Source organism: Streptomyces sp. NBC_00859 (assembly GCF_045161865.1).
Taxonomy (GTDB): Bacteria; Actinomycetota; Actinomycetes; order Streptomycetales; family Streptomycetaceae; genus Streptomyces.
Genome location: NZ_CP108826.1, coordinates 6,585,112 through 6,610,210, shown reverse-complemented (window position 1 = coordinate 6,610,210; position 25,099 = coordinate 6,585,112). Strand labels below are relative to the sequence as shown.

Below are 25,099 nucleotides of genomic sequence, written 5' to 3'. Positions count from 1 at the left end.
GAGGGGCCCGCAGGTCCCCCGGCCCGCCCGTCGCCCGCCGCCGCACTTGGCGCCAGGCTGCGCGATACCTCCTACGTGAGGTAGGCCGGAGCACCCACGGGCAGGATAAATCGGAACTCGGCGCCGCCCCCGGATCCGCGGCCGACAGTGATCGTCCCGCCGTGCGCCTCGACGATGCCCTTGACGATGTACAGGCCGAGCCCGGTACCGCCGCGCTTGCTGCCCCGCCAGAAGCGGGTGAAGACGCGGCTCATCGACTCCTCGGGGATACCGGGGCCCTCGTCGGTCACCGTGACGCCCGTCCCCTTCTCGTCGTTCTTCGCGGCGGCCGCCGCGACCTCGATGGTGACGGTTCCCTCACCGTGGCGCACCGCATTTTCCAGCAGGTTCCCCAGCACCTGGTCCACTTTGTCCGGGTCCGCCCAGAGATCGGGCAGCGGCTGCTCGATCCGGACCAGGAACCGGTCGGGGGCCTGGCCCGACGCGATGTGGGCCTGGATGTGACGGTGGACGGCCGCGGCGATGTCCACGGGCTGGCGGCGCAGTTCCAGGCGGCCCGAGTCGATGCGCGAGATGTCGAGGAGCTCCGCGATCAGCCGGGTGACCCGGTTGGCGTCGGCGTCGACGGTCTCCAGCATGAGCCGCTTCTGGGCGTCGGTGAAGCGCTCCCATTTCGCGAGCAGCGTCGCCGTGAACCCCTTGACCGAGGTCAGCGGGGAGCGCAGCTCGTGTGCGACGGTGGCTATCAGCTCGGCGTGGCTGCGCTCGGTGCGCCGCCGCGCCTCGGTGCCCCGGATCGAGATCACCAGCCGCTGGACGGGACCGGTGGGGTGCTTCCGTATGTACCGCGCGGAGACCAGCACCTCGCGTCCGCCGGGCAGCAGCAGATTGCGCTCCGGCTGGCCGTACCGGATCGCGAGCCCGCCGTACGGGTCGGTGAGCGTCCACCAGCGGCGCCCCTTGAGGTCCTCGAGGGGCAGCGCCTGCTCCAGCGGGGAACCGAGTGCGGCGGTGCGCGGTACGGCAGTGATCCGTGCGGCGGCCGCGTTGAAGCAGGTGATCCGGCCGTGCTCGTCGGCGACGACCAGGCCGTCGGGGAGTTCGTCGGGGTCGATCCCGCACGAGGTGAGACCCCCGGGACCGCCGGACGCACCGGATCCGTTCAGCACGGATCCCCTCCCGTGCGACGACGCACCGCCCGCTGAGCCGGCCATCCCCGTATCCCACCTCTCCGAATAGCGCAGTGGGCCCCCGAACTGGTCACCCTACTAGGTGGAGGTGACGGAGCGGCACCCTCCGGAAGCACGCTGCGCACGCGCGGAGGCGTAGAGGCAGACGGCGGCGGCCGTGGCGAGGTTGAGGCTCTCGGCCCGGCCGTGGATGGGGACCCGCACCACGGCGTCGGCGAGCGCTCGGGTCTCCTCCGGGAGTCCCCAGGCCTCATTGCCGAAGACCCAGGCACTCGGGCCGCCCATGGTGCCCGCGTCGAGCTCGGCGTCGAGGTCGTCGTCCCCCGCTCCGTCGGCCGCGAGGATCCGCACCCCGGCGGCCTTCAGCCCGGCGACGGCCCGCTCGACGGGAACGCCGACCGCGACGGGCAGATGGAAGTGCGAACCGACGGACGCGCGTACCGACTTGGGGTTGTACAGATCCACCGACGCGTCGGTGAGGACGACGGCGTCGGCGCCCGCCGCGTCGGCGCAGCGCAGCACCGTACCGGCGTTGCCGGGGTCGCGGACGTGCGCGAGCACTGCCACCAGCCGGGGCCGCGCCGCGAGGATCTCGTCGAAGGGGGAGTCCAGGAAGCGGCAGACCCCGACGATCCCCTGTGGGGTGATGGTCTGCGAGAGCTCGGCGAGCACGTCGTCGCCCGCCAGATGGATACGCGCCCCGGCACCCCGTGCCGCTTCGACGACGCCGGCGTACCGCTCGGCGGCCTCCACGGTGGTGAACAGCTCCACGAGGGTCGGTTCACCGGCGACCCGGTGCTGCACCGCCTCGCGCACGGCCTGCGGCCCCTCGGCGATGAACCGGCGTTCCTTGGTACGGAAGTTGCGCCGGGCGAGCCGCTTCGCGGCGGCGACGCGCGGGGAGCGCGGAGAGATCAGCTCGGCGGGGGTGCCCATGGTCGGCGTTTCACCTAACTCAGGTACGGAAGTGCGGTGCGCCCGGGTCACTCGCGCCCGGTCGGACATCGGTCTGTGGAACACAGCGGACCCGCAGGCGGCTTCCGCCTGCGGGTCCTGCCGGTTGGGCTCCGGTCGAAGAGCTTGCCTGGATCAGGCAGCGGTCTTCGGCGCGTTGACGTCGCTCGGGAGCGCCTTCTGCGCGACCTCGACCAGCGCGGCGAACGCGTTGGTGTCGTTGACGGCCAGCTCGGCGAGGATCTTGCGGTCCACCTCGATGTTGGCGGCCTTCAGACCCTGGATGAGGCGGTTGTACGTCATGCCGTTCTCGCGGGCAGCGGCGTTGATGCGCTGGATCCACAGCTGACGGAAGTCGCCCTTGCGCTTCTTGCGGTCGTTGTAGTTGTAGACCAGGGAGTGAGTGACCTGCTCCTTGGCCTTGCGGTACAGGCGCGAACGCTGACCGCGGTAGCCCTTGGCCGCTTCGAGAACTGCCCGGCGCTTCTTGTGGGCATTGACTGCCCGCTTGACGCGTGCCACTTGTTGACTCCTTGTAGCGGGGCCGTGGGTGAACTCACACGGCCCGGAAACGAATTGGTCCCGGTCCCGACATCGCGCCCCCGGTGGTCACCGGGGGCTGCGACGTCACTTGCCGAGAAGCTTCTTGATCTTCTTGGCGTCGGCCGGGGCCACCACGACGGTGCCGGACAGCGAACGCGTCTTCTTGGACGACTTGTGCTCCAGCAGGTGACGCTTGCCGGCGCGCTCACGGAGCACCTTGCCGGAGCCGGTGATCTTGAAGCGCTTGCTGGAGCCGCTGTGCGTCTTGTTCTTCGGCATCGCGCCGTACTCTCCTCGTCAGTGGCGCTCCCCCGGTGCGGGCACCGGAGACCGGGAGCGTCAGATCATTGGTATGTGTTCCGGGCGGAACCCCGGGGCCGCCTGGCTGGCGGCCCCTCCGGTTACGCGTCGGATGTGGTCTCGGCCGGTGCTTCGGCCTCTGCCTCGGCCGGAGCCTCGGCGACCTCGTCGTCGTCCGCGGACCCGTCGGTCGCGTAACCCTGGCGCTCCGCCTTGCGGGCGGCCTGGGCCTCGCGCGCCTCGGCCATGGCCTCGGTCTTCTTCTTGTGCGGGCCAAGCACCATGATCATGTTTCGGCCGTCCTGCTTCGGGTTCGACTCGATGAACCCGAGGTCCTCGACGTCCGAAGCGAGACGCTGGAGCAGCCGGAAACCCAGTTCGGGGCGGGACTGCTCGCGACCGCGGAACATGATCGTGATCTTGACCTTGTCGCCCTGCTTGAGGAAGCGCACGACGTGACCCTTTTTGGTGTCGTAGTCGTGCGGGTCGATCTTCGGCCGGAGCTTCATCTCCTTGATGACCGTGTGCGCCTGGTTCTTGCGCGCCTCACGGGCCTTCATGGCCGACTCGTACTTGAACTTCCCGTAATCCATGAGCTTGCACACGGGCGGACGGGCGGTCGCCGCGACCTCGACCAGGTCGAGGTCGTACTCCTGTGCCAGTTCCAGGGCCTTCGCGAGCGGGACGATGCCCACCTGCTCACCACTGGGTCCGACAAGTCGCACCTCGGGAACGCGAATCCGGTCGTTGATGCGGGGCTCGGCGCTGATGGATCCTCCTCGGTAGCACCACACGGCTCTCTGGCAGACAGCCGCGTAACGTCTGTTTAGACAGACCAACCGAACCTGGAACAAGAAAAACGCCCCGGACGGGACACAGGCGGGAGCTCCTCACATACCGGAGCACCGCCGCGTCAACCGCGGGGCGCACATCGGGTGGCTTCCATCGTCCGTACGGAACGATGGGCGCCGCCTGACCGGTGACCCGCCGTCCCGGAGGACAGTCAGGTGGGAGATCGGAGCCTCCACTTGTGGGCCGGGCACACATGTGTCCGGCCGGTCGTTACACAAGGTTAGCACCCTGGACGGGATGCGGCGAACCGGTGCGCACCGGCCTCCGCGCGAGTGCGCGGAGGGCACCGCATATCGTGGGCCGCATGAGCGACGCGACCCCCTCCCCCACCCCCGAAGAAGCCCCCGGCTTCGACTCCATGACCCGTGACATCGCGGACGTCCCCGCGGTCGAGGTGATCACGACGGTCGCGGTGCACCTGATGAGCTCGGCCGCCGTCAATCTGGGCCTGGCCGAGGACGGCGAGAAGCACAAGGACCTCGACGAGGCCCGGAAGCTGATCCAGGCACTGGCCGGACTGATCACGGCGAGCGCCACGGAGATCAGCTCCTTCCACGCGGCTCCGCTGCGCGACGGCCTGAAGTCGCTCCAGCTGGCGTTCCGCGAGGCGTCGGTCGTGCCCGACAAGCCGGGCGACGGGCCGGGCGAGAAGTTCACCGGGCCGGTCTACGGCTGAGCCCGGACCGCCGAGGACCGGCCGCCGGATCACCGGCGGCCGGTCCCTGCGGGGGGACTGCGCCGCGGCACGGGCGCCGGGCACACCGGAAGGCCTCAGGCAGCGGCGTCAGACAGTGGCGTCGGCGTGCGCGATCCCCGCGGGGTGCGTGAACCGGTGGGCGTAGGCGGCGAGAGCCGCGCCGATCAGTGGCGCCACGATGAAGAGCCACAGCTGGGAGAGCGCGGCGCCACCGGCGAAGAGGGCCGGGCCGAGACTCCGCGCCGGGTTCACCGATGTGCCGGTGAGCGGGATGCCGATCAGGTGGACCGTGGCGAGCGCCAGGCCGATGGGCAGTCCGTCGAAGCCCACGACAGCCACCTTGTGCGTCACGGCCAGGACGACGAAGACGAAGACGAAGGTGAGCACCACTTCCACCAGGAAGGCGCCGCCCAGGTTGATGTGCACGGCCGAGCGGCTGTCGTACCCGTTGCTGCCGAACAGGCCGTCGGTCTTGATCCCCGGCACCTGCTTCGTGAGCAGGAAGAGCAGTGCGGAGCCGACGATGGCGCCGAGGAACTGCGCGACCCAGTACTCCACCGCACGGCGCACATCGATACGCCCGGCCAGCAGCATGCCCAGCGTCACGGCCGGGTTGATGTGACAGCCCGAGATCGCACCGAGCGAGTACGCAAGCGCCAGCATGACGAAGCCGAAAGTGAGCGCGATGCCGAAGGCACCGATGTACTCACTCGCGAGCACCACGGACCCCACCGCGACGAACACCAGTAGCAGAGTCCCGAGGAACTCCGCGGCTATCCTCCGCGTCTCCGTCGTCTCCATAGCTCACACCTCACGAAGATTGTCGGATTTCTCCGCAATTATTCGTCGGAAGTGCTGAATGTGCCTCTCGGGGCGCCGCCGGTGACGCTCAGCGTGCGAAGAGCGGAGTGTTCGGAGCCGGAGCGCCGGCGGGCAGCAGCGCGAGGTCGAGTCCCTGGACAAGCCGGGCTCTGAGCACCTCGTGGGCGGCCAGATCCGTGGCGACGGCGGTGACCGCCGACGGGTCCGCACCGGGGACGAGGACCAGCGCCAGGGTGCCGTCGGCCCGGCCGGGGCCGAGATGGGCGCGGAGAACGCCGGGGTGCGCGGCGACGACGGTGCGTACCGCATCCACCACGGCCGGATCGTCGAGCGGGTCCGCGCCGGCGCGCCCCTCCGCGAGCGCGAGCAGCGCCGGGCCCGCCAGCTCGTACGGCACCGGGCCCGCCAGGTCGAGTACGAGTGTGTCGGCCCGTTCGTGGGCGGCTGCCTGGAGGGCCTGGTGCAGCGGCACGGCGACCGGGCGGGCCTGCGGGTCCCAGCGGGCCAGCGAAGCGGTCGAGGTGAAGGCCGGGAGCGCCCTGCGGTCACCGGCCTGGAGCGTCGGAACGGCCATGTCGCTGGACTTCTCGCGGCGCAGCCCGTCCTCGCCCGTCTCGGCCTCCCCGAGCAGAGCGACGACCGGCACCAGCAGCCGGGCGTCCCGCAGGGCTTCGAGCACCTCCGGCTCGGCCCCCCTGTCCTGCGACCAGGCGGCGAGCGCCGCGGTCAGCCGGGTGTCGGCGGTGCCGTCGTCGTCGGAGAATCCGGAGTCCGGAATGTTCTTGAGCGCCACGCCCCGAGCCTAGTGCCTCGCCAGGCGTCGTCCGCCCGCCGGTGAGCGGCGCCCGGCTGCGGGGCCCGGCTCACCGGCCGTACCGCCTGCGTCGCCCGCCGCCGCACGCGCCCGCCGTCACAGTGACCGGCGGAAACGGCTGAATCCGGCGCCGCGCCTGGTCCTGGAGGAGCCGCCGCGCCACAGCACCAGGGCCCCGGCCAGCAGCAGCACCCCCGCGCCGCCCGCCAGCGGCCCCAGCCACGCACCGGGCTGCCCGCCCCCCGGCTCCGCATCGGGGCCCGGCCCGAAGTACCGCTTCCCGTATCCGGCGGATTCGGTGCGGATCTGCGCGGGGGCGATTTTCGCCGCAGCCGTGAGTGCTGCCGCCGCGTCGACCATGCCGTAGCCGCGGGCGTCGTCACGGCCGCCCTGCGGGGCGTCGCGGGCCGTGTCCATGAGGAGCTTCTTGATCTGGACCGGCGTCAGATCCGGGTACGCGGCCCTGACCAGCGCGACCGCGCCCGAGACGAAGGCGGAGGCCGCACTGGTGCCCCAGCCTTCGTAGTACTTGCGGTCGGGGTCGGCGATCACGACATCGACACCTGGGGCGCTGACTGTGGCGTACCAGCGGCGGGTGGAGAAGGCGGCATGTGTGCCGTACCGGTCGACCGCGGTCACCGCGATCACCCCGGGGTAGGCGGCCGGATAGGAGATGTGGTCTCCGTCCTCGCCGCCGTTGCCCGCGGACGCGACGACCACCGAGCCCTTGGAGAGCGCGTACTGGACAGCGGCGTCCTGGCCGGGCTCCGGACGTGCGGAGGCGCTGTCGTCGCCGAGGGACAGGTTGATGACATCGGCGTGGTGGTCGGCCGCCCAGCGGATGCCTTCGGCGAGTGCTCCGCCCCGTGACGCGCGCGCCTTCCTGATGGCCGGGTCGCTGCCTTCGAGGATGACCCGCACCGGCAGGATGCGGGCGTCGGGTGCGATGCCCAGGACCCCGTCGGCGTGGCCGGGCCCGTGCCCGTGCCCGGCGATGATGCCCGCCATCGCCGTGCCGTGCCGCGCCCAGGACCGGTCGCCGCGGTGCGCTCCGAAGCCGATCAGATCCTTGTCCGGCAGGACCTGTCCCGCGAGGTCGGGGCTGGCTGCGTCGACCCCGGTGTCGAGGACCGCGACCGTGACGCCCCTGCCCTTGGTCGTACGCCACGCCTGCTGGGTGTGCATGGCGGCCAGTTCCCACTGCTGCGAGCGGATGGAGTCGGCACGGGCCGGCACCGCGGGCAGCACGGTGAAGGCCGCGGCGGCCAGCACGGCCGTGAGTCCGGTCGGTCCTCGGCGTCTCATCGGTACTCCTCCGTGCGGTTCAGGGCTTCTCCGTGGCGGCGACGTCCTTGCGCAGGGCCCGCTCGACGCGCTCCTCGATGCCCTTGGCCTCGTGGCCGAGTCCCGCCTGGGCGGCGGCGGTTGTCTGCGACTGCTCCATGGCCACGGACGCGGGCTGCGGGTCGGTGACCGTGCGTCCGTCGGCGAATCCGGATACCGCGTACATCACGACGGGCGCGTCCGTGAGGACGTTCACCGTCCAGCTGGCCCGCTGCCGGTCGCCGAAGGAGGCAGCGGCAGTGGATTTCACCGGATAGGCGCCGGGCATCAGATCGGTGCGCCGGCCGAGCCCCTCCGCCGCGAACCGCTTGCGCAGGGCGGCCGTCGCCGCCGGTCCGCCCTCGGTGAAGACCATGCCGACCGTGGTCACGCTGGTGCTGGTGGCATCGGCGTACGTCGCGCGCACCAGCCTTGTGCAGCCCACCGGTTGGAGCGCCCTCAGCAGCATGGGGTCGAGCCGGCCCGTGCACGTGGTGTCCGGCGCGACGCCCAGCCTGGTCCAGGTCCGGTCGGCGCCGCCGGGGCCGGCGCCGGTACCGGTGAGTGTGCGGGGAAAGAGGGTGTCGACGGGAGTGCTGTGCCACAGACCGCGCGCCTGCGTGAACCCGTCACGGGGACCGGCCGCGGCGCTGTCACCACTGAGCATGCTCCCCGCGGCCGCACCGCCGATCAGTCCGAGCCCCAGCACCACGCAGGCCGCGGCGGCGGCCCTGGCGGGGCGCCGCGCGGGAACGGGCCGCAGCCGGGTGGTGGTCTCCACCGGAGACTCCGCGGCGCCCCGCCGCGGCGGCGGGAACGCCACCGGGCTGTCCGCGCCCGGCCGGGGGGTGAGATCGACGGCCCCGACCGGCCTGCGCCGGGTGGGCGGGGGTGAGGTGGGGCGGGGCGGGACGCCGGACGGTGGAGCGGTGGGCCGGAGCGGGACGCCGGACGGCGGCGCGGACGGGCCGGCCACGGGCCGCAGCCGCGTGGTCGTCTCGGTGGGGGCCTCGGTGGGAACCTGCCGCGTACCGGCCGGTGCGGGTGGCGGTCCCTTCGGACGGGGCGGCAAGGACGGGAAGGGGGCACGCCGCGGTGTCTCGGTACTCATCCGCCCCCCTGTGCGTCCGGTCGTGCCGTGTGTCCGTTGTACCGCGCGTGCGCCGTACACCGCCGTGTACGGCGGTTGTGTGCGCCGGGGCCCGCAGTACGCCCGCTGCGTCAGCCGTACAGTGCCGGCGGCCGCCGTCGCGGCCGCGCACCCGTCTGCCCCGCTCCTCGATCACGGCACCGCCCGAATTCGCCTTCCTGGCGGGTCCGTCGGCCACTCTACGGGCCGGGAGGGGGGCTGCGGGAACCGGACGGTACGCACGGGGCATCTGCCCAGAACATCCCCCTACCCTCCGGTAATCATGTCTGGCAGGCTTCGGCCATGACGCCCCGTGCTGCTGACCGGACCCGGTACGACCGGGCCACCGCCGCCCTCGACGCCCCGCTGGCGGTCGTCGACCTCGAAGCCTTCGACGCCAACGCCGACGACCTGGTCCGCCGGGCCGCGGGCAAACCGATCCGGGTGGCCAGCAAGTCCGTACGCTGCCGCGCGCTCCTGGAGCGCGTGCTGGAGCGCGACGGATTCGCGGGGCTGATGTCCTTCACACTGGCGGAGTCGCTGTGGCTGGCCCGTTCGGGATTCGACGATGTGCTCCTGGCGTACCCGTCGGCGGACCGCCGTGGATACGCGGAGCTGGCGGGCGACCCCAAGCTCGCCGCGGCCGTGACCGTGATGGTCGACGATCCTGCCCAGCTGGAGCTGATCGACCGCGCCCGGGAGGGCGGCCGTGAGGAGATCCGGGTCTGCCTGGAACTGGACACCTCGCTCCGGATGCTGGGCGGGCGGGTACGCATCGGAGCGCTCAGGTCACCGCTGCGCGATCCCGCCCAACTCGCCGAGCTGGCCAGGTCGGTGGCGCGCCGCCCCGGCTTCCGGCTGGTGGGGCTGATGGCGTACGAGGGCCACATCGCCGGGGTGGGCGACTCGGTCGCCGGGCGGCCGCTGCGTTCCCGCGCGGTCCGGCTGATGCAGTCGGCCGCCCGCAGGGAACTGGCTGCCAGGCGGGGAGCCGTGGTGCGGGCGGTCCGGGCGGTGGCGCCGGAACTGGAATTCGTCAACGGCGGTGGTACGGGCAGCGTCCAGCACACGGCCGCGGAGGACGCGGTGACGGAGATCGCGGCAGGTTCGGGCCTCTTCGTACCGCGGCTCTTCGACAACTACACCTCTTTCACCGGACGTCCGGCGGCCCTCTTCGCGCTGCCCGTGGTGCGCAGGCCGGGTGTGGGCGTGGTGACCGTGCTCGGCGGGGGCTACCCCGCGTCGGGCGCCGCGGGAGCGGACAGGCTGCCTGTCCCCTACCTGCCGGAGGGGCTGCGCTACGACCCGCAGGAGGGCCCCGGCGAGGTCCAGACACCACTCCTGGGTTCGCCCGCCGACGATCTGCTGATCGGCGACAAGGTGTGGTTCCGGCACGCGAAGTCGGGCGAGCTGTGCGAGCGGTTCGACGCGCTCCAGCTGATCGAGGGCGACCGGGTGACCGGTACGGCGGCGACGTACCGCGGGGAAGGCCACACCTTCCTCTGACACGGCCCCCGCGCGAAGTGGCGCCCGCTGCCGAGCCACTTCACGGGCCGATGCTGCTGCCCACCCCACCGTTCGTGGCATCACCGATGGGGCGGATCCCGCCGGTGATGGTGTCCATGCCGCCGAGCGGGGGCCCGTCGGGCCCGGCGTCGAACGCGAGGCGCACCACCACCATCGACTCCGAGCCGACGGACGAGGGAAAGGCGACGGACTGTACGTAACCGCCGGGCCCCGCACCGGTTTTGACCCGCCAGCGGACCAGATAGCCGGTGCGGCCCGCGACGGTCACGGACTCCGACTTGAGCCGGGTGTGCGAGGTGATGCCGTCGTAGTTGAGATTGCCGACGATGTCCTTGTCGTACGAAGTGTCGGCAGCGTCCTTGATGTCGGCCTTGGCCACGGCTTCCGCCGATGAGAGGTCGGTCTCGGCTGCGGTGTTCGACGTCACCGTGCCGTGGTAGCAGAAGGACGCCGAGTCCCCGGGGCATTCGTAGGAGTGGCTGGTCCGCATGGTCGTCACGTGTTCGACGGTGCTCGTCGGCTTCTCCCAGCCCGCCGGGACCGGGAGTGTGATGCCGTCCAGCTGGTCGACGAGCAGCGCGGGACCGGCGGTCGGCGGCGCCGGGTCCGGATCCGGGCTGCGCGCGGCGTCCGAGGCACGGGCGGTGGCCGGCGCGCTGGTCCTGGCGGGCGCGGCCGTGCCGCCTCCGCGATGGCCGACGGTGATCACCGCCGTCACGATCACGGCGACGGCCATCGCGGCGGCGGCCGCGGCGACGGCGGTCGGTACGGCGCGCGCCACTCTGCCGGCCCCGCGCCGCGCCGGAGGGCGCGACGGCGGCCCGAAGCCCCGCGGCGCGGCCCCCACGGGGCCGTAGCCGTCCGGTCCCGGCTGCTGCGGTACGGCGTCGAGCGGGCGGGTGTGCGCGGTCCAGGCCGCACCGTCCCACCACCGCTCGGTGGCGGGACGGCCGGTGTCCGGGTACCAGCCGGGCGGTGTCGTGTGGGTCATCCGGTCACTCCAGAGTTCAGCGCTCGGCGCCTTGGGCGGGTGCAGCCCGTCGCGGCAATGGGCCGTGTCCGCGATGCCGCGCCGTCGCCCGGAGGGTCAACGTTACGGACAGCGCCTGGCGCGCTGATCGGCGGTCGCGTCCACGTGCTCGGCGACGGCGACAGCGACGATCCGGGTCTCGGGGACCGTGGCACGCCAGCGGTGCCGCACACCCCCCGAGAGGAACAGACTGTCGCCGCGCTCCAGCCGGTACGCCCGGCCCTCGGCCTCCACCTCGGCCGCGCCTTCGGCCACGTACAGCACCTCGTCGTTGCGGTGCTGGAGCTCACGCCCGGTCTCCTGCTCGCCGGTGAACTCCATCGCGTGCAGCTGGTGGTGGCCGCGCACCAGCGCCCGGATCTGCGGCTCGGGATCAGGGACGGACCCGGCCGCCGCGCGGACGACGTCGACCGTGCGGCCCGCCTCTGACGCGGCCAGCAGCTCCACCGCCGTAGTCTCCAGCGCGTCGGCCACCCGCTGGAGGGAGCGCTCGCTCGGCCGGGCCCGCTCGTTCTCGATCTGGCTGAGGAAGGGCACGGAGAGTCCGCTGCGCGCGGAGACCTTGGCGAGGGTGAGCCCCAGTGTGCGGCGGCGCCTGCGGACGGCGGCACCCACCCGGAACGCTTCCTTCTCGTTCGCGTCCATCCCTGGTTCCCCTCCTTCTGCCCTGTCGCCGGATGTGTCTGGAAGCACCTTACGCAGCTTCGGGCCGCCGGCGGGCGCTCCTGCCGCACCTGCGTCGTACAACCTTCCCGCCGCGCGACCGCGCCCCCTGGGCCAAAATCCTCCGGCGCCGCGGAACTCAAATGCGGAGCCGCGGCGCGGAGTTGACGTCAGTGCCCCGGAACGCCGCAAGGGGTGGACAACGCCGTTGGCGTTGTCCACCCCTTGCGGGTGAGCCTTCCGTGGAAGGTTCCCTTGCGGGAGAGTCGGATCAGCTGCCGACAGGCGCCAGCTTGTCCTCCAGGCCCGGGTTGGCGTCGAGCCACTTGCGGGCGGACTGCTTCTCCTTGCCCGCACCGCCGTTCTGGATCGCGACCTCAAGGGAGTTGAGCTTGTCCTCGCTGAGCTTGAACTTCTTCAGCCAGCCGTTCAGCTCGGGCAGATCCTTGCCGAAGTCCTTGCGGGCCACGGTGTGGATCGAGTCGCTCTTGCCCCAGGCACCCTTCGGGTCCTTGAGCTTCGTCAGGTCGTACTTGCCGTACGCCCAGTGCGGCGACCACAGCACCACGACGACCGGCTCCTTCTTCTTGATGGAGCGGTCCAGCTGCGCCAGCATCGACGACGTGCTCGACGACACGACCTTGTACTCACCCTGCAGCCCGTAAGACTTCAGGACCTTCTTGTTCAGCAGGCCCATCTCACCGGCGCTCGACTCAATGCCGATGATCTTGCCGTTGAACTCCTTGCCCTTGCCCTTCAGATCCGCCAGGGACTTCACACCCTTGACGTACGAAGGCACGGAGAGTTCGAGGGAGGTGGGCCCGTACCAGGAGCCGACATCGGTCAGCTTGCTCTTGTATCTGTCCCAGTACTGTTTGTGGGTCGTCGGCAGCCAGGAGTCGAACTGCACGTCCTCCTGGCCCTGGGCCAGCGCGGTGTACAGCGGGCCCGGGTCGAGCTGCTTGACGTTGGGCTTGTAGCCGCGGTCCTCCAGGATGTTCTGCCAGAGGTACGTGGAGGCGATGGCCTCGTCCCAGGGGAAGAACCCCAGGTTGACGCTCTTGCCCGCGTCCTTGCCCTTCTGCGGGGCGCCCGCGCCCTTCGCCACCGGTGCGAGCTTGTCCGCCATGCCGGGGTTCTTCTTCAGCCAGGCGCGCACACCGTCCTGCTCATGGCCCTCACCGGCGGCCTGGACAGCGTTCTCCAGGCTGGTCAGCTGGCCCTCGGAGAGCTTGAAGTCCTTCAGCCACTTCGCGACCGTCGGGTCCTTCTTGTCGAAGCCCTTGTGCGCGACGGTGTGGATCGAGTCGCTCTTGCCCCAGGCACCCTTCGGGTCCTTGAGCTTCGTCAGGTCGTACTTGCCGTACGCCCAGTGCGGCGACCACAGCACCACGACGACCGGCTCCTTCTTCTTGATGGAGCGGTTCAGCTGCGCCAGCATCGACGAGGTACTCGACGACACGACCTTGTACTCACCCTGCAGCCCGTAGGACTTCAGGACCTTCTTGTTCAGCAGGCCCATCTCACCGGCGCTCGACTCGATGCCGATGATCTTGCCGTTGAACTCCTTGCCCTTGCCCTTCAGGTCCGCCAGGGACTTCACACCCTTGACGTACGAAGGCACGGTCAGCTCCAGCGACGTCGGGCCGTACCACTTGCCCATGTCGTCGAGCTGGGACTTGTACTTGTTCCAGTAGTCCTTGTGCGTGGTCGGCAGCCAGGAGTCCGTCTGGAAGTCGATGTCACCACGGGCCACACCGGAGTAGAGCGGGCCGGCGTCGAGCTGCTTGACGTCGGTCGTGTAGCCGCGCTGCTCCAGGAGCTCCTTCCACAGGAACGTGGAGGCGATGCCCTCGTCCCAGGGGATGTACCCCATCTTGATCTGCTTGCCGTGGCCGACGTCCGAGCCCGCCTGCGAAGAGCTGCCGCTGTCCGAGGCCGAACCGAGGTTCATGCCTCCCGCGACGAGTCCGAGGATCACGACGCCGATCATGGCGACGGTGGTGCCGGGACGGTAGTGCGTGAAGCTCCACCGCTGGGCCAGGGCGGCCGCCTTCGCGGCGGCGCGGCGGCCGAGCGGCGAGACCCGCAGGTTGAGGGCGCCGGTCATCCGGTCCAGGTAGATGGCGAGGATGACCACGGCCACACCGCTCTCGGCGGCGAGGCCGACCTGGAGCTGGGTGATGGCGGCGTAGACCTTCTCGCCGAGACCGCCGGCGCCGGCCATACCGCCGATGACGACCATGGACAGCGCGAGCATGATGACCTGGTTGACACCGGCCATGATCGTCGGCAGTGCGAGCGGCAGCTGGACCCGGCGCAGGATGTTGCGCGGGGAGGTGCCGAAGGCCTCGGCGGCCTCCACCAGTTCGCTGTCCACCTGACGGATGCCGAGCTCGGTCATCCGGACGCCCGGGGGCATCGCGAAGACGATCGTGGCGATCACGCCGGGGGTGACCCCGACGCCGAAGAACATGACGCCCGGGATCAGGTAGACGAAGGCGGGCATCGTCTGCATGACGTCGAGCACCGGGCGGACCGCGGCGCCGACCTTCGCGTTGCGCGCCGCCCAGATACCCATCGGTACCGCGATCACGATCGTGATGACGGCCGCGACGATCACCAGCGACAGCGTCTCCATCCCGTCGTCCCAGAGGGCGAGGGAGTCGATGAGGGCGAAGCCGACGAAGGTCAGTACCGCAGGCACCAGCCCGCGGAGCCAGAAGGCGAGGACGGCGAAGATGCCCGCCATCAGCAGCGGCTCACCGCCGCCCAGCACGGCGTTGACGCCGTCGTACATGTTCGTGAGAACGCTGTTGATCGCGTCGAAGAGCCATCCGACGTGATTCTGCAGCCACTGGACGATGTTCTCGACCCAGTCGCCGAAATGGAACCTAGGCACTGGCGACCGCCTTGTTCTTGGGGGCTGCGTCGCAGGCCAGGGGGGCCTCGGCGTACTCGCCGAGGAATCCTATGAGTCGGGACTGCTGTACGACACCGACCAGCTTGCCCTGGGCGTCCTTGACGGCCACGGGGTGCGGGACACGCGCGCTCACGCCGCACAGGTCGGCGAAGGTGGTGTCGGGGGTGACGGTCTCACAGCCGCACTCGCCCGCGTCGGGACGGTGGGCGTCGGTCATCATCGCCGCGGCCGTGAGGACGCGCGTGCGGTCCACGTCCTTGGTGAAGGAGGCGACGTAGTCGTTGGCCGGTGTGATGAGGATGTCCTCGGCGGTGCCGAGCTGGACTATCTCACCGTCACGCATGACCGCGATGCTGTCACCCAGGCGCATGGCCTCGTTGAGGTCGTGGGTGATGAAGACGATCGTCTTCTTCAGCCGCTTCTGCAGTTCGAGCAGCTGGTCCTGCATGTCGCGGCGGATCAGCGGGTCGAGCGCGCTGAAGGACTCGTCCATCAGCAGCAGGTCCGCGTCGGTCGCGAGCGCGCGGGCCAGGCCCACACGCTGCTGCATACCGCCGGACAGCTCGTCGGGCCAGGACTTCTCCCAGCCCGCGAGACCCGTCATCTCCAGGGCCTCGGCCGCCCGCTTCTCGCGCTCGGCACGGGGAACACCCTGGACTTCCAGGCCGTAGCCCGCGTTCTCCAGGACACTGCGGTGGGGGAAGAGCGCGAAGTGCTGGAAGACCATGCTGATCTTCTTGGAGCGCACCTCGCGCAACTCGCTGTCGCTGAGGGCGGTCAGGTCCTGGCCGTCGAAGAGCACCCGGCCCGACGTCGGCTCCAGGAGACCGTTCAGCATGCGCAGGAGCGTGGACTTGCCGGACCCCGAGAGGCCCATGACCACGAAGATATTGCCCGGCTCGACGGTGAACGACGCGTCGATGACCGCAGCAGTCGTCCCCTCACCGCGCAGCTCATCGCGGCCGGTGCCGTTCTCGAGTTTCTGCACGGCTTCATCGGGTCGTCTGCCGAACACTTTGTACAAGCGGTCGGCTTGCAGCCTGGACACATATACCTCACGCGTTGAAACGAAAACGACCCGTCACCCCCGTGTCGACAGGTCGTGGAGCGGCGCGGGATCGGTCCGCTTCACCCTCGCAATACTTGAATCTGCTACTGGTTCCGCTCCGTGGCGGCGCCTGCCCGCCTTTACACATCCCAAACAGAAGAGTGACCCAGCTCACCTCAGGTGACTGTCAGTGGCGTACGGCATCATCGGGGTGTGACCCGACGCCTGATGCTCCTCGACACCGCTTCCCTCTACTACCGGGCCTATTTCGGGGTCCCCGACTCCGTACGGGCCCCGGACGGCACCCCGGTCAACGCCGTACGGGGGCTGCTCGACTTTATCGCCCGGCTGGTCCAGGACCACCGCCCGGACTCCCTGGTCGCCTGCATGGACGCGGACTGGCGCCCCCAGTGGCGCGTCGACCTGATCCCCTCGTACAAGGCGCACCGGGTGGCGCAGGAGACGGAACAGGGCCCCGACGAGGAGGACACCCCCGACACACTGGCCCCGCAGGTGCCGATGATCGAGCAGGTGCTCGACGCGCTCGGAATCGCCCGGGTCGGTGTCGAGGGGTACGAGGCGGACGACGTGATCGGCACACTGACCGGCCGGGCCACCGGGCCCGTCGACATCGTCACCGGCGACCGCGACCTCTACCAGCTGGTGGACGACGCCCGCGGTGTCCGGGTGCTGTATCCGCTGAAGGGCGTCGGCAGCCTCCAGCTCACCGATGAGGCGCTGCTGCGCGAGAAGTACGGGGTGACCGGCCAGGGGTACGTGGACCTGGCGCTGCTTCGGGGCGACCCGAGCGACGGGCTGCCGGGCGTTCCGGGGATCGGCGAGAAGACGGCGGCGAAACTGCTCGACGCGTTCGGCGACCTGGCCGGGATCATGGCCGCTGTCGACGATCCGGCCTCCCGGCTCACTCCCTCGCAGCGCAGGAAGCTGGACGAGGCCCGCCCCTATGTCGCGGTGGCACCGAAGGTGGTGCGGGTCGCATCGGACGTGCCGCTGCCGCCCTTCGACCCGGCGCTGCCCGCGGAGCCCCGCGACCCGGCCACTCTGGAGGAGCAGGCCGCCCTGTGGGGCCTGGGCGGCTCGCTGCAGCGGCTGCTCACCACTCTCCGGGGCTGACCGGATCAGAACCGGGGTGCTAACTTAGGTCAGCCTAACCACATCGATCAGGGGAGCCGTCAGTGGCGGAAGCACCGGCCCGTAAGACACCGCAGGCCCGCGAGGCGCACGTCATCCGCACCGAGCGGATCACCCCGCACATGGTCCGGCTCGTCATCGGTGGTGAGGGGCTGGACACGTTCGACGCGTCGGAATTCACCGACCACTACATCAAGGTGCTCTTCGCACCCGCCGGAGTGAGCTATCCGGAGCCCTTCGACATGGCCCGGATCCGCGAGGAGTACCCGCGCGAGCAGTGGCCGGTCACCCGGACGTACACGGTGCGGGCCTGGGATCCCGCGCTGCGCGAGCTGACGGTCGACTTCGTCGTCCACGGCACCGAAGGGCTCGCGGGGCCGTGGGCGGCAGGTGCCCGGCCCGGTGACACGGTGCGTTTCCTGGGACCCGGCGGCGGCTACGCGCCGGACCCGGCGGCCGGCTGGCACCTGCTGGCGGGCGACGAGAGCGCGCTGCCCGCCATCGCGGCCGCGGTGGAGCGGATGCCCCAAGGGGCGGTGGTCCACGCGTTCGTCGAGGTGTCGGGGCCCGAGGAGGAGCAGAAGATCGCGGCGCCGGACGGCGTCGGTGTGCGCTGGCTGCACCGCGGCGGTCGCCCGGCAGGTGAGGCGCTGGTCGAGGCGGTGCGGACGCTGGACTTCCCGGCCGGTGAGCTGAGCGCCTTCGTACACGGTGAGGCGGGCTGCGTGAAGGAGCTGCGGCGCCATCTGCGGATGGACCGGGGCGTCCCCCGCGAGCAGCTGTCCATCTCCGGCTACTGGCGGCTCGGGCAGGACGACGAGACCTGGCGTGCGGTGAAGCGCGAGTGGAACGCCCAGGTCGAGGCCGAGCAGGAGCAGCCGCAGCAGCAGACGGGCTGACCACGGCGCGCAGAGGTCCCGGTGGCGAGCGTGTGTGCTCGCCACCGGGACCTCCCGCTGTACGGGGGCGGCAGCAGAACGCGCCGATGCCGACGATCGGTTCCCGTCGGCGCACCAGCATGCCGAGCACGATGATCATGGACTGGGCCGCGGTGTACCGCGGAACCGGCAAGCTCTGGAACCCTTCGCACATCTGACCAATCCGTCGCCGCACCCGCTCCGAATATCGAGCGAGAACCCGTACGCCGCCTGCCCGTACCGTGGAGGAACACCGCGTGAAAGAAGCCGTGCACATCAGCGGAGCCGCTTCGGCGGGACCTGATCTGCAGCAATTGCTCGCCATGGTCGCCCGCGGCGACCAGGACGCTTTCTCGCGTCTGTACGACTCGGTGTGCGGTCCCGTGCTCGGGCTGGTCCGTGCCGTACTCCGCGATCCCGCGCAGTCCGAGGAAGTGGCACAGGAAGTACTCCTGGAGGTGTGGCGCAGCGCGGCACGTTTCCAGGCCGACCGCGGGTCGGCCATGAACTGGGTCCTGATGCTCGCCCACCGCAGGGCGGTGGACCGGGTGCGCTCGGCCCAGGCCGCATCGGACCGTGAGCAGCGGGCGGCGCTGCTCGACCGGACACCGGCGTTCGACGAGGTCGTCGAGCAGGTCGAGTCCCGCCTGGAGCGTGAACAGGTACGCCGCTGTCTGAGCTCCCTGACAGAGGTGCAGCGCGAGTCCGTGACGCTCGCGTACTACAGGGGTCTTGCCTACCGGGAAGTGGCCGAGCTGCTCTCCGTACCGCTCGGCACCATCAAGACTCGACTGCGCGACGGACTCATCCGGATGCGCGACTGCCTGGGGGTCAGCGCATGATGACAGCGGATCTGCACACGCTCACCGGCGCCTACGCGCTGCACGCCCTGGACCCGGAGGAGCGTGCCGAATTCGAGCAGCACCTCCTGGTGTGCCCGGCCTGTACCCAGGAGGTCCGTGAGCTGGTGGCGACAGCGGGCAGGCTCGCGCTCGCCGTCACGGTGACCCCGCCCCCCGCGCTCAAGCAGGAGGTCCTGCGCCGGATCGCCACCGAGCGTCAGGAGGGACCGCTGCTGCCCGAGCAGCACCGGGGCGGCGGCACCGTACGCGGTGGACGGGCGCTCTCGCGCTTCGCGCTCGCCGCCTGCCTCGCCGCGGCCGTCGGCTTCGGCGGGATCGCCGTGTGGCAGCACCAGGAGGCGGGCGATGCCAGGAGCACCGCGGCGCAGTCGCAGCAGCGGGCCCGGTCACTGGCCGCGGTGCTGGCAGCGCCGGACGCCAGGATCACGACGGGGAAGCTGAAGGACGGGGCGAGCGGCACCGTCGTCGTCTCCCACACCAGGAACAGAGCCGCTTTCCTCAGCTCGGGACTGCCGAAGCCGCCGAGCGGCAAGGTCTACCAGCTCTGGTTCAACGACAACGGAACGATGCGCTCCGCCGGTCTGCTGAATCCTTCGTCCTCCTCGGAGAGCGTGCTCATGCAGGGCTCCGTGGACTCGGCGGTCGGTATGGGCATCACGGTCGAACCTGCGGGCGGCTCCAAGGCGCCGACGACCGACCCGCTGGCCCTCATGCAGTTCGCGGCCTGACCGGGCCGCTCCACGGGGTGGAGGGACGGGGTGGAGGGGGATCCGGCCGGCCGGATCCCCCCTCCACGCCCTTCGCCGGGTCAGCTCCGCTTCGGTGGCAGCGGGAAGAAGCCACTGGTCCGCGCGGCGTACTCGGCGAACCCCGGCCGGTCGGCCATGTGCCGTTCGAGGAGTCTCTTCCCGCTACCGCCGATCAGCAGACAGCTCATCACCAGCGGGCTCACGACGGTGGCGGCGGCCACCACCGGGTCGTCGCAGACGATCAGGAAGAGCCCCCACCAGACACAGAAGTCACCGAAGTAGTTCGGGTGCCTGGTCCAGGACCAGAGGCCGCGGTCCATGATCCGGCCGCGGTTCGCCGGATCGCCCTTGAAGCGGGCCAGTTGCAGGTCCCCCACCCCCTCGAAGAGCAGACCGGCCAGCCACACCCCACAGCCCGCGTACCCGGCGGGCCCCATCGCGCCCGGCAGGTACTGCGCGGCCTGGACCGGCAGCGAGACGACGAGGACCAGAAGGCCCTGCAGCAGATAGACCATGCGCAGCGCGTACAGATCCCGGTTGCCGGGCGCCTTCGCGAGCATCGCCTCGTACCGCGCGTCCTCGCCGTGGCCTCGTCCGCGCAGCGCGATGTGGATGCCGAGCCGCAGTCCCCACACCACGGTCAGCGCGGTGACCACGAGCCGCCGTACGCCGTCACCGCCCTCCCCCGCCGACACGGCGTACGAGACGAGGGCGACAGCGGCGAACGCGGGGCCCCAGGCGATGTCGACGATCCGGTGCAGTCCCCTGACCACAGCGACGGCGAAGGTGAGCAGCATGACCGCGAGTGCCGCGGCGGCCGCAGCGCCCACCCCCTGGCCGAAGGCGCCCCACGGGTAGCCGCTCACAACCGGGCGTCCTCGGCGTACCAGTCGTGCAGCGTGGCGGGCATCGCACTGGAGCCGCTGTCGTCGGGGCGTACGGCGAGGATCTGGTCCACACCCATCCGGCGTTCCTCGAACGCGAGCCGCCCGCCCACCAGATAGAGCCGCCAGACCCGGGCGGTCTCCTCACCGACCAGGGCGCGGAACTCCTCCCAGCGCTCCTCCAGGGTGCGCTCCCAGGCGCCGACCGTGCGGGTGTAGTGCTCGCGGAGCGACTCCACGGCCCGCACTTCGAGGCCCGCGCCTTCCAGCAGCGCGACCGTCTCGCCCAGCGGGCGCATGTGCATGTCGGGTGCGATGTACGCCTCGATGAAGGCGCCGCCGCCCGGGGCGACCGCGCCCCGGGACATCTGCTGGACCAGCGCCCGGCCTGCCGGGCGGAGCATTCCGTGCAGCTTGGCGGTGAACCCGGGGTACTCGGCATCGCCGACGTGTTCGCCCATCTCGACGGTGGACACCGCGTCGTAGTCGCCGCCCGTGATGTCGCGGTAGTCCGAGTGCCGCACCTCGACCAGATCGTCCAGCCCCCGCTCCGCGACCTGGCGCCTGACGTAGTCGGCCTGCTCGGCGGCGAGGGTGACCGCGGTGACCTTCGCCTTGTACTCCTGCGCCGCGTACAGGGTGAGTGATCCCCAGCCGCAGCCGATGTCCAGCAGCCGGGCGCCGGGGGTCAGTGCGAGCTTGCGGCAGATCAGTTCGAGCTTGTCGCGTTGCGCGTCGGCCGGCCCGTACTGCGGATCGTCGCTGGTCCAGTATCCGCAGGAGTACGCCATCGTCTCGTCGAGCAGCAGGGCGTAGAAGTCGTTGGAGAGGTCGTAGTGGTGGCTGATCGCGGCCCGGTCGCGGGCCTTGCTGTGCAGGGTGCCGCGCAGCCTGGCCTGCGCCGCGGGCACCGGAGGGCGGGGTCCGACGGCCCCGAGGCGCACCGCGGTGCGCACCGCCCGTACCCGGTCGGCGACGGTGAGCCGGGGTGGACGCAGACCACGGGCGCGGACGGCGCTCCATACGGTGCGCAGGCCCTCGGCGAGATCACCCTCGACGTCCAGTTCGCCGGTGATGTAGGCCTGGGCCAGGCCCAGTTCGTCGGGCTGCCGGACCAGCCGGCGCAGGGCCCGGCGGGAGCGGAGCACCACGACGGGTGCGCCATCGGGGCCCGCGACGGAGCCGTCCCAGGCGCGCAGGCGCAGTGGAAGGCGGCCGCCGAGGAGCTGTTCGACGAGCGGGAACAGCTGCTGGGCGGCGCCGCTCCGGGTCTGAGGGCGCGTCATCGGGGGGTCTCCTCCTTGGAGTCCTTGGAGAGCAGCACTTGCTGCATGTCGAGATAGCCGGAGCGGAAGCCCGCCTCGGAATAGGCGAGGTAGAAGGTCCACATCCGCTGGAAGGTCTCGTCGAAGCCGAGCGCGCCGACCTCAGCGGTCTGTGCGTCGAACTGTTCGCGCCAGAGCCTGAGCGTCTCCGCGTAGTGCGGCCCGAATTCCTCGCGACGCCGGACGCGGAGCCCTGTCCGTGCGGCGGTGATCTGTTCGATCGCCTCGGTCGACGGCAGCAGACCGCCGGGGAAGATGTACTTCTGGATCCAGGTGAAGGTGTCCTTGCTCGCAAGCATCCGCTCGTGCGGCATCGTGATCGCCTGGATCGCGATCCGGCCGCCGGGCACGAGCAGCCGGTCCAGCGTCATGAAGTACTCGGGCCAGAACTCCGCGCCGACGGCCTCGATCATCTCGACACTCACAATGGCGTCGTAGCTCCCCTCCACCCGGCGGTAGTCGAGGATCTCCACCGACACGCTGTCCTCGTGCCCAGCGGCACGAATACGTTCCACGGCCAGCTCGCGCTGTTCCCTGGAGAGCGTCACGGTGCGCACCCTGGCGCCTCGCGCGGCGGCCCGGACGGCGAGTTCGCCCCAGCCGGTGCCGATCTCGAGCAGTTTGGTGCCGGGGCCCACTCCGGCCTCGTCGAGCAGCCGGTCGATCTTCCGGTGCTGGGCCGCGGCCAGCAGCGACCGGTCGGCGGGGAAGCCGCGGAACAGTGCCGACGAGTACGAGAGCGTCTCGTCGAGGAAGAGCGCGAAGAGGTCGTTCGAGAGGTCGTAGTGGTGGCTGATGTTCTCGCGTGAACCCTCGGGTGTGTTGCGCTGGGCTGTCGGCTGCTTCCTGGCCCAGACGCTGCGCAGTCTCTGCAGTGGTGCGGGAATCAGGCTGGCGGCCCGTTCGGCCAGCACGGTCAGAACGCCGACGAGGTCGGTGGCCGCCCACTCGCCCGCCATCCAGGACTCGCCGAAGCCGATCAGTCCGCCGGCGCCGATCCGGCGGAAGAACGCCCTGGGGTCGTGCACGTCGAGCAGCGGCCCGCCGAGCCCGAGGGTCTCGGCGCCTGCGAGCCGGACCCGCAGCGGAAGTCCGGCGAGCGCCCGGCGGACGATGCGTTCCGCGACGGCGCTGCGCAGCCAGGAGGCGTCCGGCAGCCGGGCCACGTCCGGCCAGCGCTCGGCGTCGACCGCGGCGCGGGACAGTGCTGTTGAAGGGGCGGCGGACCCGGGAGATCCAGTGGATCCGGGAGACGCCGGGGAGACGGACACACTCACTTCACGCCCTCCTGGGGCAGATGACGGGGACGGGGCTGCACAGGCAGCCCGCGCAGATACAGCCAGATCCCATGTACCCGGATCCCGAGGGAGAGGGCCATGGTCGACCACGGATGGCGCAGCACCGACCGCAGCAGAACGGCCGGGGTGGCGTCCCGGCGTTCGCCCCGTACGGTCGCGGTGAACGGGCGGGCACCGTCGCGTTCCAGGTGCACCGCGAGACTCAGCCGCTCGCCCGGTTCGGGCAGCCGCATCCGGTAGTCGCCGTCCACGGGGAAGAACGGCGATACGTAGAACTCCTTCTTCACGACGTCCCGGCCGTCCGGGCCGGGACGCAGCAGATAGCAGTGCCGCTCGCCGTAGGTGTTGTGCACCTCGGCGACGACGCACAGCGGACGCCCTCCGGCGTCGCGGCACCAGTAGACGGTCAGCGGGTTGAAGACATGGCCCAGCACCCGGGCGTGGGCGAGCATCAGCACACTCCCGTCGCCCAGATCGACCCCGCGCGCGGTCAGGAACTTCTCCAGGCCCGCGCGGATGGTCCGCTCGCCACCGCCGAAGTGGTCACGGGCGTCGAACCGGGCGAGCGGGCGCAGCGGGAACGGCAGCCTGGGCGGCGCGTCGGGGTCGATCAGCCACATGTAGGTGCGGTGGTGCAGCGTGTGCCGCTTGGGCGAGGTCCGCACATGCGTGATCGTGGACGGGTAGACGGCGTTCACCAGGTCACCCCCAGTGCCTGAGCTGCGACGGCGCCGGAACGGCAGCCGTCCTCGTGGAATCCCGAGCCGTGGTAGGCGCCCGCGAAGGCGGTGACCGGGCCGTTCAGTCCGGGCAGCCGGCGCTGGGCGGCCACCGAATCGACGCTGAACACGGGGTGCTCGTACACCATGCGGTCGATCACCTGGCTCTCGTCGATCCGGCCGGCGCCGTTCAGCGTGACGACGTAGGTCTCCGGTGCTTCGAGGCGCTGGAGGCGGTTCATGTCGTAGCTGACCTGGACGCTGTCGGCTCCGGCGGCGCACCGCGGCATCAGGTAGTTCCAGGAGGCGCGGGCCCGCGGGCTGCGCGGCAGGACCGTGGTGTCGGTGTGCAGCACGGTGGGGTTGCGGGAGTAGCGGAACGCGCCCAGCACACTGCGCTCCTGCTCGGTCGGGTCGGCGAGCATGGCGAGCGCCTGGCCGGGGTGGACTGCGATGACCACCGCGTCGTACCGGGCGGTCGTCCCGTCGTCCGCGGTGATCTCGACGCCGTCGGGCGTGCGCCGCACGCTGCGGACCGGGGTCGAGGTATGCAGAGCGGTGAGTTCCTTGCCGACCCGGTCCACATAGGCACGCGAACCGCCGGTCACCGTGCGCCAGGTCGGGGATCCGGTCACCGAGAGGAGGCCGTGGTGTTCGAGGAAGCGGAAAAGCGGGACCGCGGGGTGGCCCAGCGCGGTCACCGGGTCGCACGACCAGACGGCTGAGACCAGCGGGGTCATGAAGTGCGCCGTGAAGTACGGGGAGAATCCGCCGCGGCCGAGGAACTCCCCCAGCGTCGGCGTGTCCGCACCCGGACCGTCGGCCAGCAGCTTGCGGGCCGCACGGTGGAAGCGCGGGACTTCGGCCAGCATCCGCAGATAGCGGCCTCGGAAGGCGTTGCGCGGCTGGGCGAATATTCCGGACAGGCCGCGGGCGCCGGCGTATTCGAGGCCGCACCCCTCGCACCGTACGGACATGCTCATCTCCGACTCCTGGGTCTCTACGCCCAGTTCGGCGAAGAGACGCAGCAGGTTCGGATAGGTCCGCCTGTTGTGGACGATGAACCCGGAATCGACAGCGTGTACCCGGCCGTCGGCCGACGGTATGTCGTGGGTGTGTGCGTGGCCGCCGAGCCTGTCGTCCGCCTCGTACAGCGAGACCTCGTGCGCGCGCTGGAGGACATGCGCGGCGGTCAGCCCCGCGACCCCGCTTCCCACTACTGCCGTCCGACGCCTCTGGTCCGCCATGCCGCTCCTTCCGGTAAGTCATCTCGGGCACCGCCCCTCACCAGGTATTCGCGGCCGGCGTCCATACGGATTGGTCCGTCACACGATCGGATGACAGACCAATCCGGGACCGCACCAGGCCCGAATAGCC

24 protein-coding genes are annotated in these 25,099 nt (G+C 70.8%); 6 read left to right on the top strand and 18 right to left on the bottom strand.

Annotation, left to right across the window (positions count from 1 at the left end; genetic code table 11):
• Positions 1-71: 71 nt before the first annotated feature.
• The 5 genes from OG584_RS29095 to infC form a co-directional block, all read right to left on the bottom strand.
• Positions 72-1,169: an ATP-binding protein gene (locus OG584_RS29095; protein ID WP_405782260.1), complete on the bottom strand. Its 1,098-nt coding sequence runs from the start codon at positions 1,167-1,169 to the stop codon at positions 72-74.
• 99 nt (positions 1,170-1,268) lie between these two features.
• Positions 1,269-2,126: a TrmH family RNA methyltransferase gene (locus OG584_RS29090; protein WP_405782259.1), complete on the bottom strand. Its 858-nt coding sequence runs from the start codon at positions 2,124-2,126 to the stop codon at positions 1,269-1,271.
• Positions 2,127-2,279: 153 nt separating this feature from the next.
• Entirely contained in the window at positions 2,280-2,666 is a 387-nt protein-coding gene (gene rplT / locus OG584_RS29085) for a 50S ribosomal protein L20 (protein ID WP_164266673.1), read from the bottom strand.
• Positions 2,667-2,771: 105 nt separating this feature from the next.
• Positions 2,772-2,966 (bottom strand): 50S ribosomal protein L35, encoded by a 195-nt coding sequence (rpmI, locus tag OG584_RS29080; protein ID WP_405782258.1) that lies wholly within the window; start codon positions 2,964-2,966, stop codon positions 2,772-2,774.
• A gap of 122 nt (positions 2,967-3,088) precedes the next feature.
• Positions 3,089-3,781 (bottom strand): translation initiation factor IF-3, encoded by a 693-nt coding sequence (gene infC / locus OG584_RS29075; protein WP_405782256.1) that lies wholly within the window; start codon positions 3,779-3,781, stop codon positions 3,089-3,091.
• Positions 3,782-4,143: 362 nt separating this feature from the next.
• Here infC and OG584_RS29070 point away from each other — a divergent pair, with 362 nt between their 5' ends.
• Positions 4,144-4,515: a DUF1844 domain-containing protein gene (locus OG584_RS29070; RefSeq protein ID WP_405782254.1), complete on the top strand. Its 372-nt coding sequence runs from the start codon at positions 4,144-4,146 to the stop codon at positions 4,513-4,515.
• Between the two features lie 108 nt (positions 4,516-4,623).
• Here the strand turns inward: OG584_RS29070 and OG584_RS29065 are convergent, their stop codons facing one another.
• The 4 genes from OG584_RS29065 to OG584_RS29050 form a co-directional block, all read right to left on the bottom strand.
• Complete coding sequence (locus tag OG584_RS29065; protein WP_405782252.1) at positions 4,624-5,337, bottom strand: MIP family channel protein; 714 nt, start codon at positions 5,335-5,337, stop codon at positions 4,624-4,626.
• An 88-nt stretch (positions 5,338-5,425) separates the two neighbouring features.
• A complete protein-coding gene (locus tag OG584_RS29060; protein WP_405782250.1) occupies positions 5,426-6,151 on the bottom strand; it encodes an SseB family protein in 726 nt (241 codons plus the stop codon).
• Positions 6,152-6,268: 117 nt separating this feature from the next.
• Positions 6,269-7,477 (bottom strand): type VII secretion-associated serine protease mycosin, encoded by a 1,209-nt coding sequence (gene mycP, locus OG584_RS29055; protein ID WP_405782248.1) that lies wholly within the window; start codon positions 7,475-7,477, stop codon positions 6,269-6,271.
• Positions 7,478-7,496: 19 nt separating this feature from the next.
• Entirely contained in the window at positions 7,497-8,276 is a 780-nt protein-coding gene (locus OG584_RS29050) for a hypothetical protein (protein ID WP_405782246.1), read from the bottom strand.
• A gap of 651 nt (positions 8,277-8,927) precedes the next feature.
• On the opposite strand from OG584_RS29050, the gene OG584_RS29045 reads away from it, so the two are divergent.
• Positions 8,928-10,130: an amino acid deaminase/aldolase gene (locus OG584_RS29045; protein WP_405782245.1), complete on the top strand. Its 1,203-nt coding sequence runs from the start codon at positions 8,928-8,930 to the stop codon at positions 10,128-10,130.
• Positions 10,131-10,170: 40 nt separating this feature from the next.
• On the opposite strand, the gene OG584_RS29040 is transcribed toward OG584_RS29045, so the two are convergent.
• The 4 genes from OG584_RS29040 to OG584_RS29025 all read right to left on the bottom strand — a co-directional run bounded on the left by OG584_RS29040 (position 10,171) and on the right by OG584_RS29025 (position 15,815).
• Complete coding sequence (locus OG584_RS29040; protein WP_405782243.1) at positions 10,171-11,142, bottom strand: DUF2510 domain-containing protein; 972 nt, start codon at positions 11,140-11,142, stop codon at positions 10,171-10,173.
• 102 nt (positions 11,143-11,244) lie between these two features.
• Positions 11,245-11,826, bottom strand: a complete 582-nt coding sequence (locus OG584_RS29035) for a cupin domain-containing protein (RefSeq protein ID WP_405782242.1) — start codon at positions 11,824-11,826, stop codon at positions 11,245-11,247.
• 289 nt (positions 11,827-12,115) lie between these two features.
• Positions 12,116-14,746, bottom strand: a complete 2,631-nt coding sequence (locus OG584_RS29030; protein ID WP_405782240.1) for an ABC transporter permease/substrate binding protein — start codon at positions 14,744-14,746, stop codon at positions 12,116-12,118.
• On the bottom strand, positions 14,739-15,815 hold the full coding sequence (locus OG584_RS29025) for a glycine betaine/L-proline ABC transporter ATP-binding protein (protein ID WP_405782239.1): 1,077 nt from the start codon (positions 15,813-15,815) through the stop codon (positions 14,739-14,741). The genes OG584_RS29030 and OG584_RS29025 overlap by 8 nt, the downstream gene beginning before the upstream one ends.
• A gap of 213 nt (positions 15,816-16,028) precedes the next feature.
• Between OG584_RS29025 and OG584_RS29020 the strand changes: the two genes are divergently transcribed.
• The 4 genes from OG584_RS29020 (at position 16,029) to OG584_RS29005 (ending at position 19,475) form a co-directional block, all read left to right on the top strand.
• Positions 16,029-16,949: a 5'-3' exonuclease H3TH domain-containing protein gene (locus tag OG584_RS29020; protein ID WP_405782237.1), complete on the top strand. Its 921-nt coding sequence runs from the start codon at positions 16,029-16,031 to the stop codon at positions 16,947-16,949.
• 62 nt (positions 16,950-17,011) lie between these two features.
• Entirely contained in the window at positions 17,012-17,866 is an 855-nt protein-coding gene (locus OG584_RS29015) for a siderophore-interacting protein (RefSeq protein WP_405782235.1), read from the top strand.
• Positions 17,867-18,141: 275 nt separating this feature from the next.
• Positions 18,142-18,726: a sigma-70 family RNA polymerase sigma factor gene (locus OG584_RS29010; protein ID WP_405782234.1), complete on the top strand. Its 585-nt coding sequence runs from the start codon at positions 18,142-18,144 to the stop codon at positions 18,724-18,726.
• Positions 18,723-19,475, top strand: a complete 753-nt coding sequence (locus OG584_RS29005; protein ID WP_405782233.1) for an anti-sigma factor domain-containing protein — start codon at positions 18,723-18,725, stop codon at positions 19,473-19,475. Before OG584_RS29010 ends, OG584_RS29005 begins: the two co-directional genes overlap by 4 nt.
• 80 nt (positions 19,476-19,555) lie before the next feature.
• On the opposite strand, the gene OG584_RS29000 is transcribed toward OG584_RS29005, so the two are convergent.
• The 5 genes from OG584_RS29000 to OG584_RS28980 form a co-directional block, all read right to left on the bottom strand.
• Positions 19,556-20,362: a DUF1295 domain-containing protein gene (locus OG584_RS29000; protein ID WP_405782231.1), complete on the bottom strand. Its 807-nt coding sequence runs from the start codon at positions 20,360-20,362 to the stop codon at positions 19,556-19,558.
• A complete protein-coding gene (locus OG584_RS28995; RefSeq protein WP_405782229.1) occupies positions 20,359-21,666 on the bottom strand; it encodes a class I SAM-dependent methyltransferase in 1,308 nt (435 codons plus the stop codon). The genes OG584_RS29000 and OG584_RS28995 overlap by 4 nt, the downstream gene beginning before the upstream one ends.
• Complete coding sequence (locus OG584_RS28990; RefSeq protein WP_405784331.1) at positions 21,663-22,910, bottom strand: class I SAM-dependent methyltransferase; 1,248 nt, start codon at positions 22,908-22,910, stop codon at positions 21,663-21,665. The genes OG584_RS28995 and OG584_RS28990 overlap by 4 nt, the downstream gene beginning before the upstream one ends.
• A gap of 68 nt (positions 22,911-22,978) precedes the next feature.
• A complete protein-coding gene (locus tag OG584_RS28985) occupies positions 22,979-23,701 on the bottom strand; it encodes a DUF1365 domain-containing protein (RefSeq protein WP_405782227.1) in 723 nt (240 codons plus the stop codon).
• Complete coding sequence (locus OG584_RS28980; protein ID WP_405782226.1) at positions 23,698-24,969, bottom strand: NAD(P)/FAD-dependent oxidoreductase; 1,272 nt, start codon at positions 24,967-24,969, stop codon at positions 23,698-23,700. The genes OG584_RS28985 and OG584_RS28980 overlap by 4 nt, the downstream gene beginning before the upstream one ends.
• Positions 24,970-25,099 lie beyond the last annotated feature (130 nt).

Excerpts from the sequence above, each read along its gene's own strand:
- OG584_RS29040 (WP_405782243.1), bottom strand. The coding sequence starts at position 11,142 with ATGACCCACACGACACCGCCCGGCTGGTACCCGGACACCGGCCGTCCC.
- OG584_RS28980 (WP_405782226.1), bottom strand. The coding sequence starts at position 24,969 with ATGGCGGACCAGAGGCGTCGGACGGCAGTAGTGGGAAGCGGGGTCGCG.
- OG584_RS29090 (WP_405782259.1), bottom strand. The coding sequence starts at position 2,126 with ATGGGCACCCCCGCCGAGCTGATCTCTCCGCGCTCCCCGCGCGTCGCC.
- OG584_RS29035 (WP_405782242.1), bottom strand. The coding sequence starts at position 11,826 with ATGGACGCGAACGAGAAGGAAGCGTTCCGGGTGGGTGCCGCCGTCCGC.
- mycP (WP_405782248.1), bottom strand. The coding sequence starts at position 7,477 with ATGAGACGCCGAGGACCGACCGGACTCACGGCCGTGCTGGCCGCCGCG.
- OG584_RS29005 (WP_405782233.1), top strand. The coding sequence starts at position 18,723 with ATGATGACAGCGGATCTGCACACGCTCACCGGCGCCTACGCGCTGCAC.
- OG584_RS29070 (WP_405782254.1), top strand. The coding sequence starts at position 4,144 with ATGAGCGACGCGACCCCCTCCCCCACCCCCGAAGAAGCCCCCGGCTTC.
- OG584_RS29045 (WP_405782245.1), top strand. The coding sequence starts at position 8,928 with ATGACGCCCCGTGCTGCTGACCGGACCCGGTACGACCGGGCCACCGCC.
- rpmI (WP_405782258.1), bottom strand. The coding sequence starts at position 2,966 with ATGCCGAAGAACAAGACGCACAGCGGCTCCAGCAAGCGCTTCAAGATC.
- OG584_RS28995 (WP_405782229.1), bottom strand. The coding sequence starts at position 21,666 with ATGACGCGCCCTCAGACCCGGAGCGGCGCCGCCCAGCAGCTGTTCCCG.
- OG584_RS29065 (WP_405782252.1), bottom strand. The coding sequence starts at position 5,337 with ATGGAGACGACGGAGACGCGGAGGATAGCCGCGGAGTTCCTCGGGACT.